This is a genomic window from Ruminococcus flavefaciens ATCC 19208 (assembly GCF_000518765.1).
Lineage (GTDB): Bacteria > Bacillota > Clostridia > Oscillospirales > Ruminococcaceae > Ruminococcus > Ruminococcus flavefaciens.
The window spans coordinates 37937-54205 of the sequence record NZ_KI912491.1 but is presented as its reverse complement, the minus strand read 5'-3'; the positions used below and the strand labels follow the sequence as shown (position 1 = coordinate 54205).

Below are 16269 nucleotides of genomic sequence, written 5' to 3'. Positions count from 1 at the left end.
TCGTTGATAGTTACGCCTTCGAGTGTTGTGTCCTTGTCCTCTGCTGTGAGTACAAATGTTGCACCGCCTGCCTCAGCAGGAATCTCTTCGCCGCCGAGTGCCTTCTTGTCGATAGAGATGACTGACTTTGTATCGAATACTTCGAGTACCTTGCCGTCCTTTGATACTACTGCATCGCCGTCTGTCTCAACATCAACGTTCTTTACGACACCGTTTTCGATATCGAATGTGAACTTTGTTACTGTTTTGAATCCTGTAGGAGCAGCAGTTTCTTCAAGACTGTACTTACCGTCCTTGAGTCCTGTGAACTTTGTACCGTTGCCTGTGAACTCTGTTGACTTAACTTCGCCGAGAGCCTTACCGTCATTGATAGTTACGCCCTCGAGTGTTGTGCCCTCGTCCTCTGCTGTAAGTACAAATGTTGCACCGCCTGCCTCAGCAGGAATCTCTTCGCCGCCGAGTGCCTTCTTGTCGATCGAGATAACCGACTTTGTATCGAATACCTCGAGAACTGTTCCGTCCTCGGAAACCTTTGCATCGCCGTCAGTTTTTACCTTTACGTTTGTAACTGTACCGTCAACGATGTCGAATGTAAATGTTGTGATAGTTGTATATCCGTCAGGAGCAGCTGTCTCTTCGAGGCTGTATGTACCGTTCGGGAGATATTCAAGCTCGGCTGCGTTTCCGTCGAACTCAACTTCCTTAACGCCCTTGCCGATAGCTTCGCCGCCGTCGACCTTTACGCCTTCGAGAGTCTGATCTCCCTCAGCTGTAAGCTTGAACTTAGCCTTGCCTGCGCTCTCGGGAATTGGCTCACCGCCTACTTCCTTCTTGTCTATCTTGATGATAGGAGCGTCCTCGACTACGATCTTCTTGCCGTCAGGAGAAACTGTAATTCTGCCTGTTGTAACTGCATCGCTCTTTGTAACGACACCGTTCTCAACTGTGAATGTGAAATCAGTTATTACTGAATATCCTGTAGGAGCTGTATCCTCTCTGAGAGTATACTGACCGTCCTTGAGGAATTCAAATTCTGCTGCATTGCCGTCGAATTCTACAGAAGCTGTATCATCTTCAACAGTCTTGCCGTTTACCTTAACGCCCTGAAGAGTTGCGCCCTCATCGTTTGCGATAAGTGTGAACTTAGCCTTGCCTGCACTCTCGGGGATAGGAGTTCCGCCAAGTGCCTGCTTGTCTATCTTGATAGTTGACTTAGTATCAAATACTTCAATTGTCTTTCCGTCATCTGATACCTTCTTGTCACCGTCTGTTACTACAGATGTGTTCTTTACAACACCGTCTTCGATTTCAAATGTGAATGTTGTAATAGTTGTGTAGCCGTCAGGTGCTGCTGTCTCTTCAAGGCTGTACTTGCCGTCAGGGAGATATTCGAGCTCAGCAGTGTTGCCGTCGAACTCAACTTCCTTAACGCCCTTGCCGATAGCCTCACCGCCGTCGACCTTTACACCCTCGAGAGTCTGCTCACCCTCAGCTGTAAGCTTGAACTTAGCCTTACCGGATTCCTCGGGGATAGGCTCGCCGCCTACTTCCTTCTTGTCTATCTTGATGATAGGAGCATCTTCAACAACTATCTCACCGTTTTCGCCGATGTATGACTTTCCGTTTGTAGTTGTCTCAACGTTTGATACCCTGCCCTTTTCATCAACTGTAAAATTGAACTTTGTAACTACAGAGTAGCCTGTAGGAGCTGTATCCTCTACGAGAGTATAGCTGCCTGCACCGAGATACTCGAAGTCAACTGCGTTGCCCTTGAACTTTGTCTCGTTTGTATCCTCTGTTACCTCAGTGCCGTTGATCTTAACGCCCTTGAGGCTTGCCCCCTCATCGTTTGCAATAAGTGTGAACTCTGCCTTGCCTGCGCTTTCAGGGATCGGCTTTGCACCGAGTGATTCCTTGCTGAGCTTTATGATAGGAGCATCTTCAACTACGATGTTGCCCTTATCGTCCTTGTAGGATCTGCCGTTTGTAGCACTCTCTACGTTTTCGACCTTGCCGCCCTTAACAGTGAACCTGAACTCTGATACTACAGAGTAGCCTGCGGGAGCTGTATCCTCAACGAGGATATAATCGCCGTCAACAAGCCCTCTGAATGTTGATGTAAGACCGCTGAACTTGTATTCAGCAACATCTCCGAGATCTTCGCTGCCGTTGATGCTTACGCCCTTGAGTGTTGCACCGTTGCCGTTCGGCTTGATAGTGAATTCTGCTGTGCCGTCAGCGATATACTCACCGCCGAGAGCCTTCTTGTCAAGAGTGATTGTGCCCTTCTTTGTATTGAGAAGGAACTCTGTTGTGCCGTCGCCTGCAATAACACCGTCCCTGATGATTATTGTCTTTGGCTCAGCAGCCTGATATCCGTCAGGAGCCTTTACCTCTTCGAGGAGATACTCACCGTCCATAAGTCCGATGAACTTTCTTGGGTTCTCGCGCTTTGAGTTCCACTTTGCAGACTCGCCGACCTTAAGGTTTCTTGCATCTATTATCTCCTGAGCTGCCTTATCGGAAGCCTTTACGAATGTAAGCTTCATGTCAGCGCCTTCGCTTGTATCCTCAGGAGTTGTATTTCCGACTGAATCGTAATACTTGTATATGCTTATCTCAGAAACGCTGTCTGTGATAATGATGTTATTGCCGTCCTTTACAGTAAAGCCTGTAGTGTCGGCACTCTTTAAAGTAACTTCTCCGTTTTTGATCTCGAATGTGAATTCTGACTCGACCTTGGCAAAACCATTGGGTGCTGCTGTTTCCTTGAGAACGTACTCGCCGTCCTCAAGGCTGGCAATATCAACAGTGCCGCCCTTGAAGGAGATGGTCTTTTTGTCAGATGAAAGGATAGCTGTGCTGTCCTTGAGATCGTCCTTATTGTCAGAACTCTTAGGAGCACAGAATACAGTGATCTCTGAGATCTCCTTTTCGCCCTTGTCGCAGCGGAGGATAAATCCTGTTCCGTCGTCAAGCTCTACAGTATAATCACCTTCGTACATACCGCTTATGATGAGGTTGCCCGACGCACTGCTTTCATATAAGTAAGTGTTCTGTTTATTTACTGCATTAACAGCCTTGCCGTTAATGCTGATGTGATTCATTGTATTTCCGCGGACTGTGAATGACTGTGTGCCGTTGAGCTGTATCTCGACGCCCTTATCATTGTAATCATCTCCGTCTGAATCATCAGCCTGGAGCTCAATGATCCTGTCGTAAGCTTCGTCATTCTCAGCTGCAACAGAAACATTGCCGAGGAAATTGTTATCTGTTCTTGAGAGCTCGAACTCAGCACCTTCAACTATTTTGCCGCCGATGTCAGCCTTGCTTATTTTTATGAGCTGAACATTGTCGTAAAGAGTTACGATGTCCTGAGAAGCGTCTGCGTCCCTGCCGCTTGTCATTGCAAGTCTTCCGTCCGAATCCTTTGAAACAACGAAAGTCTTTGAAGCTGCTGAAAGGAAGCCTGCGGGAGCAGAGAGCTCTTCAATTGTGTAGGTACCTGCCGGGAGACCTGTGAAAGCTACTGTCGAACCTATTGTTCTGAATTCGTATGAAGCCTTCTTGTCTGCTGCAATATTCTCTATGCTGTTTGAAGCAAGCTTGTATGCAGCAAGCTGTGAATCAACTCCGCCGAGCTGAATGCCGTGTCCATTATCTGTAAAGTACTGTATATCCTTTGCACTTACATTGGACATATCTATCGGCTGATCGTATTCATCAACGCCAGAAAGTCTGAGGACAGCACCTGAAACAGGTGTATCAACGCCTTCTGAAACTGTTCTTGCCTTGCGTATGAAAACTGTATATACTTCATCGACAACGGCTAAAGAAGCAGGAGCAGAGCCTGACTTATCCTTTATGATAACTCCCGATGTATTATCGGAAGTGACCTTGCCTTCGCTTACAGTAATAACTGTTGACTTTATTGGCTGACATCCGTCAGGAGCATTTTCCTCGCTAAGGATATACTTACCGTCTGGAAGTCCCTTTAATGTCAGATCAGTGTCTGTTGTGGTCCACTTGATGACTTTATCGCTGATAGCGGGCTTGCCATCTTCAACGCTTCTGCTGTCAAGATTTGATGTTACACCGCTGAGTGTCTCACCCTCCTTGTCAGGAGTATCAAGCGTGAGGACCATATGTGCACCGCTGATCTTTTCGCCTGCGTTCTTTACGCTGTACCCGTCAGCAGTTGTTTCTGTGATCTCGGTAGTATCCTTTACCTTTGAGAAGGAAACATCAGATGTTTTCTTTTTCTCCGGTCTTTCACCTGATAACGGGAAGTAAGGATAGAAGTGGGCTTCAGCCTTTGTGAAAGCAATGCTCTTAGCGATTATGCTTCCCTCATTGTTACCGCCGTCGTTGCTGTATGATGCATTCGGAGCAACAATATGACCGCCGCCGAACTTGAAGTTTACCTCTGATGAATCAGGGAAATTCCATACGAAATTCATTCCCGCATCAAGGTTTATCTGTCCGTTCTGAGTAATCGCACTGTCGCCGAGTGCATGGAATGCTGTAGTATTTTTTCCTGAATCAACGCCCGCAAACTCGACCTGCTTGAAGCCGCCCTCGGTATTTCCGTCAAACGTAAGGTTTGCCTTGTCAATACCTTCAAGGGTAATGGTATATCCGCCTGTAGCGATCTTTGCTATATCGCCGTTAAGACTTATAAGATCTGCTGATTCAAAAATATCCTTCGGAATAACGATATTTGAGGGCATAGTGTCGAAATCAATTGAGATGACTTTGATATTATTGCCGTACCAAAGCTCTCTATCCTCAACATCGTCAGCCGTGAGCCTGTATGCATCAGAAGCATTCTTCTTAGACTCCGACCATTCGCTTATCTTTGCGAATGCCTCATTGAAGTCGATGAAGTCGTTATCTATCTTCTGGAACTTAGAGCCCTCAAAATCAAGATAAGAAAGCCCTTCACTGTGTTCGTGATAGTAAACAGGCTGTCCCTTGTAGCGTTCTCTTATGTCTTCGCCATAAAGGAACGGAGCTTCGCTTTGATAGTTTCCTGTCTTTTCGATGTTGCCTATAAACGATGGCGATACAGCACCTTCGCCGAAGTGATCTATAACTCCGGTGCCGCCTACAGCTATCGAACCGACCGTGTGATTGCCGATATTGGCATCATCCTTGATAAAGTATGCATATTCGCTGAGTATGTCCTCAACGGCATAGTCCTTACCATACTTCGGGTTTGACGTTCCATCTTCGGCAGCAGCCGGCAGAAGACTTGCCGGCAGGGCATAGGTGACTGCAAGTATTCCCGATGTAACGCCACTTATAAATCTTTTCCCCAAAGATTTTTTCATGGTCATAACCAATCCTTTCTTTTATTTTTTACAATTCCCCGTAAAGGTATCCTACTGCTTGTCCGCATTATGATAGGATTACAGATTTTTGCACTTATTATTATAACATAGTGGTATACAAATTGCAATATTTTAACACTTACTAAATTTCATAAATATTTTTAGAATATTTGTGCACATTGCTCTCGGTTAACGTGACTTTCGCCATTACGATAGCAAGTTCCACAAAATTCCACTATAACGGGTCAACTGTCATTGTGAACGCAGTTGACTTTATAGCAAAAAACACAAAAAATTTCCACTCATCAAATATACCATCTGTATTATTTTAAATTAGTTTAATCGTCAAACAACCATATATAAATGTTATATTTGTAAAATATGTACTATTCGAGAACAAGTTGTTAAGCTTTTTCTGTAAATTGAGACATTTACAAACTTTACAATTTGTGATATCATATATGTATTATATGCATTGTATTATATCCCTTTCAGGGAGTAGTAACAAGGAGGAAAATTTAAAATGAATGGTTTCAAATTTGACACCAAAAGAATAGTATTGCTCGGTTTGCTGACTGCGATCATAGTCGTGTTCTCGTTCACACCGATCGGTTCTATTCCTGTAGGTCCGCTGGTAATCACACTCAACATTATCCCTATCGCAATCGCTGCTATAACAATGGGACCTATAGGCGGAGCTATCATCGGAGGCGTTTTCGGTATATTCAGCTTTTTACAGTGCTTCGGTATAGGAATACTGAGCGGAATGGGTGCTATACTTGTAGACATCAACCCTGTTCTTGCTTTCATACAGCGTTTTGTACCGCGTCTGCTTGACGGCTTCTTTGCAGGTCTTATTTTCCAGATACTTTCCAAACTCACAGATGTACGCATCTCATGCTTCGTTACAGGTTTCTTTACAGCTCTTATGAATACAGCATTTTTCATGTTTTCACTGGTTTTCCTTTTCGGAAACACAGAGTACGTACAGGGACTTATGAAGGGCAAGAGCGTCATTCCTTTCATAATAAGCTTCGTAGGTGTAAACGCCCTTGTTGAAATGATAGTTTGTACTATCATTACAGGCGGTGTCGGAACCGCTCTTTTCATGGCAAAGCTTATCAAAGCCCCCAAGAAAAAAGAAAGCTGACCACACAATAAAGCCTTTTCCAAAAACGGAAAAGGCTTTTATTTTTTTACAGTAAATAACCTGTGTTTACAGCAACCGTAAAATGAAATAAACATACCATATTCTTTTCAAAAATTGCGCCTGCTCTTAGTGCATCAAATTACCATAACGTATATTAAGCCATATGAAATTTATATATTTCTTTCGATAACATTGTGCCAATTTTGTTTAAAAGGTCAAACCAATTTTGGTCGTGCCAAAATGATACACAATCTATCACTTATACCGTGTCAGGCTTTATATAGCGGTGAAAATCCCCTATAAAGGGGCATTCCCGAAAGTCAGTGCTTTTGTTTAAAAATATATAACAAATCGTATAATCGCACTAATTTATAAAATTGTGTTATGAGAATGTGATTTTTTTAACGTTTTGCTCAAAAATTGCAAAATTCAGATTTTATCTATTGACAGCACACCAAATAGGTGATAAGATGTATTTATAATATATAAGGAGAAAAGATAATGTACAACAGAGCATTCCTGTTCAACGGCATCGGTTCAAAACCCGAAAAGCTTCTGGTAAACCTGCCGCCTGAACTCATGGATAAGTACGAATTCTATCTTGAAACTGCATTCGGAAGGCTCGGATTAAACAAAGATCTTGAAAAAAACAAAGCTTACGACGGAAGAGTCGCAGAATGGTTGATATCTCTCATATGTGACAGAGTCGTTTATGAACACTATATAAGCAAGGACATAATACCAGACATAGGCGCAGGATACAGCTCGGGAATAGTCAGCATAAGCAGCTGCTTCGGAGCTGTGCCCCATGAATTCGCACACGACATAATCATGATGAACCGCGCAACAATGCGCTGTCTTGAGGAGCATGACGAAAAACTCGATATGGGTGTCGTTATAGGCTTCTCCTACAGTGACATCGAAGAGATGTTCGCTGACAAGTTCTCACCCGACGAGATCATAATCGGAAGCGGAAATTCAAAATTCCACGTAATGATAAGCGGCCGCTCGGACGCAGTCGAAAAAGCCCTCCTTCTGTGCCAGAACGAGGGTGCAATAAAGGCTTTCAGCTTCGGTACCGGCGTTGCCTACCACCATCCGATAATGAAAAAATATTCTCAGGAGTACGTTGATTTCTGTGCTTCTACAGAATATAAAGACCCTGTATATCCTATCCTTTCCATATTCAACAGAGAGGTTATGACTACAGGAAAACAGGTCATGACAGAAAATCAGCTCAATGTGTATACTCCCATACGCTGGGATCTTGCACTGAATAAGCTTGAAGAACTGGGCGTGACTGAATTTTTTGACGTAAGTGCGAACGGTGCCGTAAGCAAGTTCTCACGGGTAAGCAGGAAATGCAAAATTTACACTCTTGAAGATGTGTGAATTTTTCATATCCCTTGCAAAAGGGGAAGAAATTAATTGGAGGTTTAAAAATGAGAGAGATCACAGAGAAAATCAGACAGGAAATCAAGGACATGATCTTTGACTACTATGCAGAGGAATGTGAAGTAGAAAAAGATGAGATCACTATGGAGACAAATCCACAGGACGACCTCGGAAGCGATTCACTTATGTTTGTCGAGCTTATCGAGATGACTGCCGACAAATATGACCTTGATATCAAACTTCAGAGCATCGGCAAGTATATGCTCAAGGCTCCTATGAACACAATGAGCGATGTTGTTGAAATGTTCTGCAAAATCTATCAGTACGGAAACGATATCGTTAATCAGTGAGAGGTCTGAATGCTAAGGACAAATTTATCAGAGCTTTATGCCGAAGATAATATTGCTGTACTTACAATTGACAACGGGCCGAAAAATCTTCTGACAGAACCCGAATTCGCAGACCGTAAGAAGCTCCTCGGCTGGCTGGACGAAAATCCGCAGGTAGGGGCTCTTATTATTACAGGAAAGGGCAGACACTTCTCACACGGTGCTGATGTGTCACTTTTCGGCGAGTCAGACAGCAATGAATTATCGGAAAAACTTGAAAATGCAAGAGAGCTTCTCCGCACTATCGAAAAACTGCCTATTATCACTGCGGCTGCTATCAACGGCGGCTGCTTCGGCGGCGGACTTGAAATAGCTCTCAGCTGTCAGTTCAGGATAGCTTCACCGTCAGCATTTCTCGGACTTCCCGAAATAATGCACGGCGTAGTTCCCGGAATGGGAGGCATGGAGAGGCTGTACAGACTGCTGGGCAAGGAAAAGGCACTTCAGATGATACTCTGCGGAGAAATGATAGGCGCAAAGGAAGCACTGGACATGGGTCTCGTTACAAAGCTCAGTGAGAACAGGAACTCATTCGACGAAACAAAGGCTTTTGTCAAGGAGCTTCTCAACGGCAAGTCCCTCACACAGATACACGCTATAATAGATACTATAAATCTTGCTTCAGACGGTGTTACCGACCCGTCAAAGGGAAAATTTGAGGCAGCTCTTGCGGAGGCTTCAAAAAAATGAAGAAAACTTCGTACCATCTCACGGTAAGAGGCTATGAGCTTGACTCATTCGGCCACGTCAACAATGCTGTCTATTTACAGTACGCAGAAACGGCTCTGTGGAACTTCTACAAGGTCAGCGGCATACTCGGCATACTCGAGGAAGAAGGTCTCTTCCCTGTTATCATGGAAAGCAGTCAGAGATATATGCACGAGCTCCATCTGCTGGACGAGGTAAGGATAGATACAGAGGTCACCTGCACAGGCGGAATAGTCAGCTACAAGCACAAGATAATAAACGAGACAACAGGTCTCGTATCATGCAAGGTCACAGGCAAGCTCGTATACGTCAACAAGGAACGCATTATCTGCGATGTCCCCGAAGGCTTGAGAGCTTGCATAGAAGGAAGAAATAATGACGATAAATGAAAACGGATACACCGCAAAGATCAATGGTATATCGTCTCTGCATGAGCTTATCGCAGAAAAGGATAAACTCAGCAGAGCCTGTCTCGTCATCATATATCCTGAAAACAATACTGTTGCCGGAAACAGCAGCGAGGAGATCTCCGCAGTAAAGGAGTTTTTCGCAAAGGCTGAGTTTATTTCAGCAACTGCATTTGATGACGGTACAGATGAAAAGCTTGCTCCGTTTTTTGATCTGAGACTCAGAAGCGGTGAAGTCGATGAGTATACGGAAAAGCTTTTCAAGGACAAGACAGAAAAACAGATAAGGGAGATAAACGCCTGCTTCACAGCATCGCGCACAGCTCCTGCGGAAAAGGTGCTCGAGATCGAGTCGAGAGCCTTCTACCGCCTTATGGCAGACAAGAACGGAGGTAACTCCAATGAATGAAAACAGCGGCATGATACTTGAGGAACAGGACGGTATCCTCATTCTTTCAATGAATATGCCGGGCAACAATCTTATGACAGCAGACTTTTTCAGAGAGTATGAGGCTGTTATGGCCGATATCGAAGAAAAAGCTGAAAACGGCAAATATAAAGGACTAATAATCAAAGGGGCAGGCAGACACTTCAGCGTAGGTGCTGATGTAGATGCTCTTTCGGAACGCTCCGCAAACGAAATCTACGACGACTCTACAGGAGTTCTTCCCGAGGGTCACATCAAGCAAAAACATTTCTTCACATTTCTTCGTAAACTCCCGTTTCCAGTCATCAGTGTGGTAACGGGTTTCTGTATTGGTTCAGGCAGTGAGATCGCTGTCAACAGTCATTACAGAATAATCGAGAAGAACGCAAGAGTAGGTCAGCCTGAAAGCACATTCGGCATACTTCCTGCACTGGGCGGAGTTGCAAGAACTATCGAAATATGCGGTATTCAGAACGCCTATACCCTTGTAATGTCAGGTGAGCTTATCCCTGCCGAGGAAGCATTTGAGCTTGGCTGGGCTGATATCTTTGCAGAAAAGAAACAGGGCACTGCCGAGGCAATTGCTCTTATCGGATATATCTCCGAAAACTGCAAAGACTTTGATCCTGATAATTACAAGCCCTATATCACCTCTTACTTACAGAGCAGGGAGGCATAAATATGAAAATAGGTATTATCGGCTACGGAAAAATGGGAAAGGATATTTTCTCGCTTTTCTTTGATAAGCTGCCCGACGCACAGTTCGTTGTCATCGACCTTTTCGGTGCAGAGGAAAACACCGCAGCAGTTCTGAAAACACTTGGCAAGAGCCTTAAACGCAAAAAGATAACCGAAGAACAGTATGAGTTCAAAAAGGACTCTTTCCTGTTCACCGATGATACAGCTGCTCTCAGCGGCTGCGATATAGTAATAGAAGCAGTATTTGAAAATATGGCTGCCAAAAAGGACATATTCGCAAAGGCAGCAGCGGCAGTTTCAGAGGACTGTCTCCTGCTTTCAAACACATCTTCTCTGAACATATCATCCGTATTCGAGGACGTTCCTCATAAGGAAAGATGCTTCGGACTCCACTTCTTCTACCCCGTAAAGCTTACGGGCTTCGTTGAACTAAACATACTTCCCGATACCGCCGACAGCTGTATACAAAAGGCTACCGCACTGGTAGAGACAGCAGGAAAAAAGCCTATCGTCTTTTCGGGAGATTATCATATTTATCTCAACCAGATACTCGCCTGCATGGTCTCTCATGCAATATATCTCAGAGAGAGCCTGAATGTGTCGGCAGCCGAGCTCAACAGGGGGCTTTCGGAAATGTTCCCCGTTGCTCCTCCGTTCGAGGTGCTTGACAGCGTAGGACTCGGACTTATGGCAGGCAGTCCTGATAACTTCCGCATTGAAAGGAACAAGGGGCTTCTCGGATACGGCTGTGAAAAAATGAACGGCTGGCTGAAGGAAGGCTGCCCGAAGGAAACAATGTGTTTCCTTGACTTTATGAAGGAGCATGAGACCGACAGCGGAAACTCATGTGAAAAAGCTCCTTTATATATGGCTGCTCTTATCCTTAACGAGACTGTAAATGCGGCAAGTGAATACAGCGGCGACAAAAACGTGCTTCTTGAAGCTGTACAGGATACCCTCGGCATTGCCGAGCCTCCTGCTGCATACCTTGAAAAGTACGGTATCGCAGAGCTGTTTGCAGCTCTTGACGAGCTGAGCACAAAGACGAGCTTCGGCTCATACATACATCAGAGCGATGATGTATGGAATAAAACACTGGCATAAACCACCATGATATAAGATATGAGGTATCATTTATGAAAAAAGTTGTTATTACCGGCATTGGTGCCGTTACATCAATAGGCTATACCGCCGAGGACTACTGGAATGGACTCATTTCAGGCAAGTGCGGTATGAGAACTATCACACGTATCCCCCTCGACAAGCACGATACTACAGTTGCTGCCGAGGTTGACGAAGCATTTGAGGCTGAGGCAGGAAAATACTGGAAAAAGCGTCAGCTCAATGCAACCACTACTACCACAAGAATGGGACTTGCTTCCGCAGGCGAGGCTATCGCAGACTGCGGAGTCGATATCACCACCTACAACGGCAGAAAAGTCGGCGTTATCTACGGTGTTATCGATAATTCCTTCGAGGACTACGAGCTTGACAAGCCCCTCAACATAACTCTCAAGAAGATGCCTAACGAGCTCCCTGCTCTTGTTTCCATCAAATACGGCTTCACAGGTCCTGCCTTCAATGTAAGCACAGCCTGCGCTTCATCAGCATACGCTATGGCTCTCGGAAAGCAGTTCATCGAATCGGGACTCTGCGATATGGTAGTCGCAGGCGGCATCTCAAATACAGTTACACATCTCGTTATAAGCGGATTCAATCAGCTCCTTGCAATGTCCGTAAACCCTGACCCTGCTACAGCAGCCCGTCCGTTTACAAAGAACCGTGACGGCTTCATCATGGGCGAGGGCGGCGGAACTGTTATCCTCGAATCCGAGGAATCGGCAAAGGCTCGCGGAGCCAAGATATACTGCGAACTTGCAGGCGCAGCTATGTGCGGTGAAGCTTTCAACCTTACAGCTCCCAAAACAGACGGCGTAGGCATGGCAGAATCCATGAGACTTGCTCTTGACAATGCAGGCATCTCACCTGACGCTGTTGACTACATAAACGCACACGGCACATCAACAGGTCTCAACGACCTCTACGAAACAAAGGCAATAAAGGAAGTATTCGGAGAAAGGGCTTACGATATCCCTGTATCATCCGTAAAGGCTTCTATCGGTCATACTCTCGGCGCAGGCGGCGCACTGGAAGCAATCGCCTGCATAAAAGCAATGGAAACAGGTATAGTACCACCAACACTACATTATGATGAACCCGACCCTGAACTTGACCTCAATTACGTTCCCAACAAGCCACAGGAACACAAGGTAGACGTTGCTATCTCAAACTCCTTCGGCTTCGGAGGTCACAATGCAACACTTGTATTCAGAAAATACAACTGACTCTGTAAAACAGTAAAAGATATTGATAGGATTTGTAAAAGATAATAACGGATATTAAAATTTAAAGTTTGGAAAGATCGAAAGGATAAAAGGAAATGCCTATAGCACAGATGAAGACAAACTTCAGATTCAGCTCAGATGCTGCACGCACAGATTTTCTTGACGAAGCTGCATCAGAGCTTTCTGTAATACTCAGAAAGCCTTTGCCTGCAATAATGGTGATGCTCGACGATTGTTCAATGTATATGAACAAGAGCGAGGATACAGTATTCTTTGCAGAGTTTCGTTACATACTTCCACAGGAATGTGCAGACTGCAAAGCTGAATTTCTGAAAGAGCTGGCAGACAGAATGCTCAGTCTTATACAGAAGCATACCCATGCTGACCCCTACCGCATATATATGCAGTTCACGGAAATGACCCGTGAAGGCGCATGGCGTTACACAGGCTGACCCTATATGAAAGGATAAGATAAAAATATGAAATGGGCAATAAGAGATTTGCTTAACCCCGTAGCTACACGTTCACTCCTCTACGGAGCTGATCCATTTGATCTTGAGTATATACTCAAGAAGATAGATAATATAAAGGTCAAGAGCGGCAAACAGATACAGGCAATTTGGCTCGACGAATGGCACGCTAAGATAGATCGCTATGCAAAGCTCCGCGACGAAGCAGAAGCTAAGGGAAATAAGCTCTCGGCAAAAGCATACGCAAAAATGGTAACACAGTGCCATTATGCCTGCTTTATGATCAATATCGAAGACCTCGAACACAAGACCGAGATATACAAAGGTCTTGAGGAAAGCTATAAGCGTTACATCAAACTCTGCAAGAATAAAGTTGAATACGTTGAAATAGATACAAAATACGGCAAGATCCCCGCTTACATACATTACCCCGATTCGGGCAGAAAAACAGACTATCCTGTAGCTATAACCTACTCTGGTATAGGAAGCTGCAAGGAAGAGCTTGAAATGCTGTCAGACCCTCTCAACGAGAGGGGGATCGCAGTCATCACACCTGATATGCCCGGTGCAGGCGCAGCAATAATCCACAACAATATCAAATGCGGCGGCAAGCAGATAGAAGCTGCTTTCGACGGCATCTACAAATTCGTGAAAAATCACAAGAAGCTCAATGAAAAGAAAATTGCAAACTTCGGACTCTGCATGGGCGGCGGCTACGCCTTCCGTGCAACAGTAAAGAACAAGCAGGTAAAGGCTTGCGTAAGCCTTTTCCCTCTCCTTATGAACTTCGCAGATCAGGGCAGTATCCCTGTATGGATGAAGCGCGGCAAGTGGAGCTCATATCAGTACGCTGACGACTATCTTGAAGGCATGAAAACGCTTGAAGAGGGTACTCACAAGGCTGACTTCCTTATGGTATACAGCAGCGACGACAACTGGATGACTCCCGAGGCTTCACAGAAGCTCCTTGACAAGGCTCAGGGCTATAAGGAGAGCATACACATAGAGGATAAGCCTGCTTATGTTTCAGAAGAAACTATCATGCACGCAATGCCTGTTGGTGAGCAGTATCACTGGGTAAAGCAGATAGCAGCGGACTTTATCGCTGAAAGAATTAATGGGGGGAAATAAGCAATGTCGGAAAAGTTTTTCGATTACTACGAAAAATATGCTAAGGAAACACCAGATAAGGTGCTCCTGAGAATTGATGAAAACGAGCTCACATACGCTCAGTTTATGGAAAAGACAGCCGTACTCGGCTCAGCAATGAAGAAATTCGGCTTGGGCGAGGACGACAAGGTGGGCATCTGTATGCCTAACAGCATCGAATGGTTCATCGTTTACTGGTCGGCAGTAAGAATAGGTGCACAGCCTGTCCCCATGGATCCTCAGAGCGGCTCACTGGAGCTTTCAAAGCTTATTCCCGCTACCACATCAAAGGTAATGTTCATTACCGAAAAATACAGAAACAACAATATAATCGAAGCAGTAAGCGCTCTTGTGCCTTCACAGATAACACTCGGCAAAGTAATATGCTTTGCGGACAACAGCGTTATACCTGCTGATTCCTGCTACACATCTGCTGAAAAGTTCATGGCAGAGTACGGCAGCAGTGAGTGCGATATATACGAACCTGAGTACCTCCACACGCTGTCACTTGCCTGCACATCAGGCAGCACAGGTATCCCAAAGCTGCTCTCAGTACCATCGGGCGGATTCCTTTCCACACAGAAGGACATGGGCGACTACCTCGAATTCAGTTCTGACGACGTAATGATGCTGGGCATGACTCTCTATCATCAGGGCGGCTTCGGCATGGGACAGCAGATGGTTCTCAAGGGCGGTACAGTTATGTATCAGCCACAGTTCAACCCGATCACATTCCTCGAGACAGTTCAGAAGTACAAGATAAACGTTATCCAGCTCACTTCCACACTGGCAAAGGTGCTTCTTTCCACACCTGACTTTGACAAGTACGACCTTTCAAGCGTCCGTATCTGCTATTTCGCAGGCGAAGTTCTCCCCAAGGAGATAGCTGATATATTCGTTGAGAAGCTCCATATCCGTGTTATCAACGTTATCGGTTCTTCTGAGACCTGTACAATGGTAGTATGGGATTCAGCTATCGACAACGGCACAGACCCAAGCGATTTCAAGAAGCTCAGCTTCACTGATGTTCGCGTTATCGACGAGAACAAGAATGATGTACCCGAAGGCGAAACAGGTGAGCTCTGTGTATACACAGACGGCGTTATCACTGAATATTTCGGCAATCCCGAGCTCTCAGCCGAGAAGATACTCACGGACGAGCAGGGCAGACGCTGGTTCTGCACAGGCGACCTTGTAAACAAGCTCCCCGGCGGTATCGTTCGTTTCGCAGGAAGAAGCAAGCGTATCATCAAGCGCGGAGGAAATCTGGTTCACGCTGAGGAAGTTGAGGCTTGTCTCCTCACTCACCCAAAGATAGCAGCCGCAGCTGTTACAGATGAGCCGCATCCTGTTATCGGACAGCAGATAGTTGCATATATCCAGCCAAAGGGCGACGCAAGAATAACCAGAGGCGATATCGCAAAGTACTTTGACGGAAAGCTCTCCGCCTACAAGGTGCCCGATAAGGTAGTTCCCGTTGAGGAGATACCAAAGGATATCGGCAAGATACAGTTCAAATATCTGAGAAAAAAGGAGTATAAATAATGAATAATCTTAAATTTGAAGATTTCACACAGGCAATTTCAGATTATGTAGGCGTTGACGCTTCTGAGATAACAAGAGATACTGACGTTTACGACGACCTCTATCTCGATTCACTCGGACTTTTCGGACTCGGTTCTGAAATAACAGATACCTTCAAACTCAGTGTGCCTCTTTCACTGGTTGCTTCTATCAGCAAGGTAGGCGAGATTTTCGACCTCCTCAACGAAAAGGGCACACCTGTCGAGGAATAAT

General features: G+C 45.2%; 14 protein-coding genes. 13 read left to right on the top strand and 1 reads right to left on the bottom strand.

What is annotated here, in order from left to right; all coding sequences use genetic code 11:
- The coding region (locus L870_RS17730; protein ID WP_037272362.1) for a SpaA isopeptide-forming pilin-related protein at window positions 1-5333 on the bottom strand (5333 nt) is incomplete at its 3' end.
- 523 nt (window positions 5334-5856) lie between these two features.
- Between L870_RS17730 and L870_RS0113150 the strand changes: the two genes are divergently transcribed.
- The 13 genes from L870_RS0113150 to L870_RS0113090 all read left to right on the top strand — a co-directional run bounded on the left by L870_RS0113150 (window position 5857) and on the right by L870_RS0113090 (window position 16268).
- On the top strand, window positions 5857-6483 hold the full coding sequence (locus tag L870_RS0113150; RefSeq protein WP_037272360.1) for an ECF transporter S component: 627 nt from the start codon (window positions 5857-5859) through the stop codon (window positions 6481-6483).
- Between the two features lie 501 nt (window positions 6484-6984).
- Window positions 6985-7875 carry an ACP S-malonyltransferase gene (locus L870_RS0113145; RefSeq protein ID WP_028518534.1) on the top strand — a complete coding sequence of 297 codons (891 nt, stop codon included), beginning with the start codon at window positions 6985-6987 and terminating at the stop codon, window positions 7873-7875.
- 50 nt (window positions 7876-7925) lie between these two features.
- Window positions 7926-8228, top strand: coding sequence for an acyl carrier protein (locus L870_RS0113140; RefSeq protein ID WP_028518533.1), 303 nt, complete (start codon window positions 7926-7928; stop codon window positions 8226-8228).
- Window positions 8229-8237: 9 nt separating this feature from the next.
- Window positions 8238-8957: an enoyl-CoA hydratase/isomerase family protein gene (locus tag L870_RS0113135; protein WP_028518532.1), complete on the top strand. Its 720-nt coding sequence runs from the start codon at window positions 8238-8240 to the stop codon at window positions 8955-8957.
- Entirely contained in the window at window positions 8954-9364 is a 411-nt protein-coding gene (locus tag L870_RS0113130) for an acyl-CoA thioesterase (protein ID WP_028518531.1), read from the top strand. Before L870_RS0113135 ends, L870_RS0113130 begins: the two co-directional genes overlap by 4 nt.
- A complete protein-coding gene (locus tag L870_RS0113125) occupies window positions 9351-9791 on the top strand; it encodes a hypothetical protein (protein WP_028518530.1) in 441 nt (146 codons plus the stop codon). The genes L870_RS0113130 and L870_RS0113125 overlap by 14 nt, the downstream gene beginning before the upstream one ends.
- Window positions 9784-10488, top strand: a complete 705-nt coding sequence (locus L870_RS0113120) for an enoyl-CoA hydratase/isomerase family protein (RefSeq protein WP_028518529.1) — start codon at window positions 9784-9786, stop codon at window positions 10486-10488. The genes L870_RS0113125 and L870_RS0113120 overlap by 8 nt, the downstream gene beginning before the upstream one ends.
- A 2-nt stretch (window positions 10489-10490) precedes the next feature.
- Window positions 10491-11612: a 3-hydroxyacyl-CoA dehydrogenase family protein gene (locus L870_RS0113115; protein WP_028518528.1), complete on the top strand. Its 1122-nt coding sequence runs from the start codon at window positions 10491-10493 to the stop codon at window positions 11610-11612.
- Window positions 11613-11644: 32 nt separating this feature from the next.
- Entirely contained in the window at window positions 11645-12853 is a 1209-nt protein-coding gene (locus L870_RS0113110) for a beta-ketoacyl-[acyl-carrier-protein] synthase family protein (RefSeq protein WP_028518527.1), read from the top strand.
- Between the two features lie 95 nt (window positions 12854-12948).
- Window positions 12949-13305 carry a tautomerase family protein gene (locus tag L870_RS0113105; protein WP_028518526.1) on the top strand — a complete coding sequence of 119 codons (357 nt, stop codon included), beginning with the start codon at window positions 12949-12951 and terminating at the stop codon, window positions 13303-13305.
- 27 nt (window positions 13306-13332) lie between these two features.
- Window positions 13333-14454, top strand: coding sequence for an alpha/beta hydrolase (locus tag L870_RS0113100; protein WP_037272357.1), 1122 nt, complete (start codon window positions 13333-13335; stop codon window positions 14452-14454).
- 3 nt (window positions 14455-14457) lie between these two features.
- Window positions 14458-16017, top strand: a complete 1560-nt coding sequence (locus L870_RS0113095; protein WP_028518524.1) for a class I adenylate-forming enzyme family protein — start codon at window positions 14458-14460, stop codon at window positions 16015-16017.
- Window positions 16017-16268 (top strand): acyl carrier protein, encoded by a 252-nt coding sequence (locus tag L870_RS0113090; protein ID WP_028518523.1) that lies wholly within the window; start codon window positions 16017-16019, stop codon window positions 16266-16268. The genes L870_RS0113095 and L870_RS0113090 overlap by 1 nt, the downstream gene beginning before the upstream one ends.
- The last annotated feature ends 1 nt before the right edge of the window (window position 16269 follow it).

What these genes read in the sequence shown, in the direction of transcription:
- L870_RS0113130 (WP_028518531.1), top strand. Translation starts at nt 8,954, where the DNA reads ATGAAGAAAACTTCGTACCATCTCACGGTAAGAGGCTATGAGCTTGAC.
- L870_RS0113090 (WP_028518523.1), top strand. Translation starts at nt 16,017, where the DNA reads ATGAATAATCTTAAATTTGAAGATTTCACACAGGCAATTTCAGATTAT.
- L870_RS0113115 (WP_028518528.1), top strand. Translation starts at nt 10,491, where the DNA reads ATGAAAATAGGTATTATCGGCTACGGAAAAATGGGAAAGGATATTTTC.
- L870_RS0113120 (WP_028518529.1), top strand. Translation starts at nt 9,784, where the DNA reads ATGAATGAAAACAGCGGCATGATACTTGAGGAACAGGACGGTATCCTC.
- L870_RS0113100 (WP_037272357.1), top strand. Translation starts at nt 13,333, where the DNA reads ATGAAATGGGCAATAAGAGATTTGCTTAACCCCGTAGCTACACGTTCA.
- L870_RS0113110 (WP_028518527.1), top strand. Translation starts at nt 11,645, where the DNA reads ATGAAAAAAGTTGTTATTACCGGCATTGGTGCCGTTACATCAATAGGC.
- L870_RS0113095 (WP_028518524.1), top strand. Translation starts at nt 14,458, where the DNA reads ATGTCGGAAAAGTTTTTCGATTACTACGAAAAATATGCTAAGGAAACA.
- L870_RS0113140 (WP_028518533.1), top strand. Translation starts at nt 7,926, where the DNA reads ATGAGAGAGATCACAGAGAAAATCAGACAGGAAATCAAGGACATGATC.
- L870_RS0113150 (WP_037272360.1), top strand. Translation starts at nt 5,857, where the DNA reads ATGAATGGTTTCAAATTTGACACCAAAAGAATAGTATTGCTCGGTTTG.
- L870_RS0113145 (WP_028518534.1), top strand. Translation starts at nt 6,985, where the DNA reads ATGTACAACAGAGCATTCCTGTTCAACGGCATCGGTTCAAAACCCGAA.
- L870_RS0113125 (WP_028518530.1), top strand. Translation starts at nt 9,351, where the DNA reads ATGACGATAAATGAAAACGGATACACCGCAAAGATCAATGGTATATCG.
- L870_RS0113105 (WP_028518526.1), top strand. Translation starts at nt 12,949, where the DNA reads ATGCCTATAGCACAGATGAAGACAAACTTCAGATTCAGCTCAGATGCT.
- L870_RS0113135 (WP_028518532.1), top strand. Translation starts at nt 8,238, where the DNA reads ATGCTAAGGACAAATTTATCAGAGCTTTATGCCGAAGATAATATTGCT.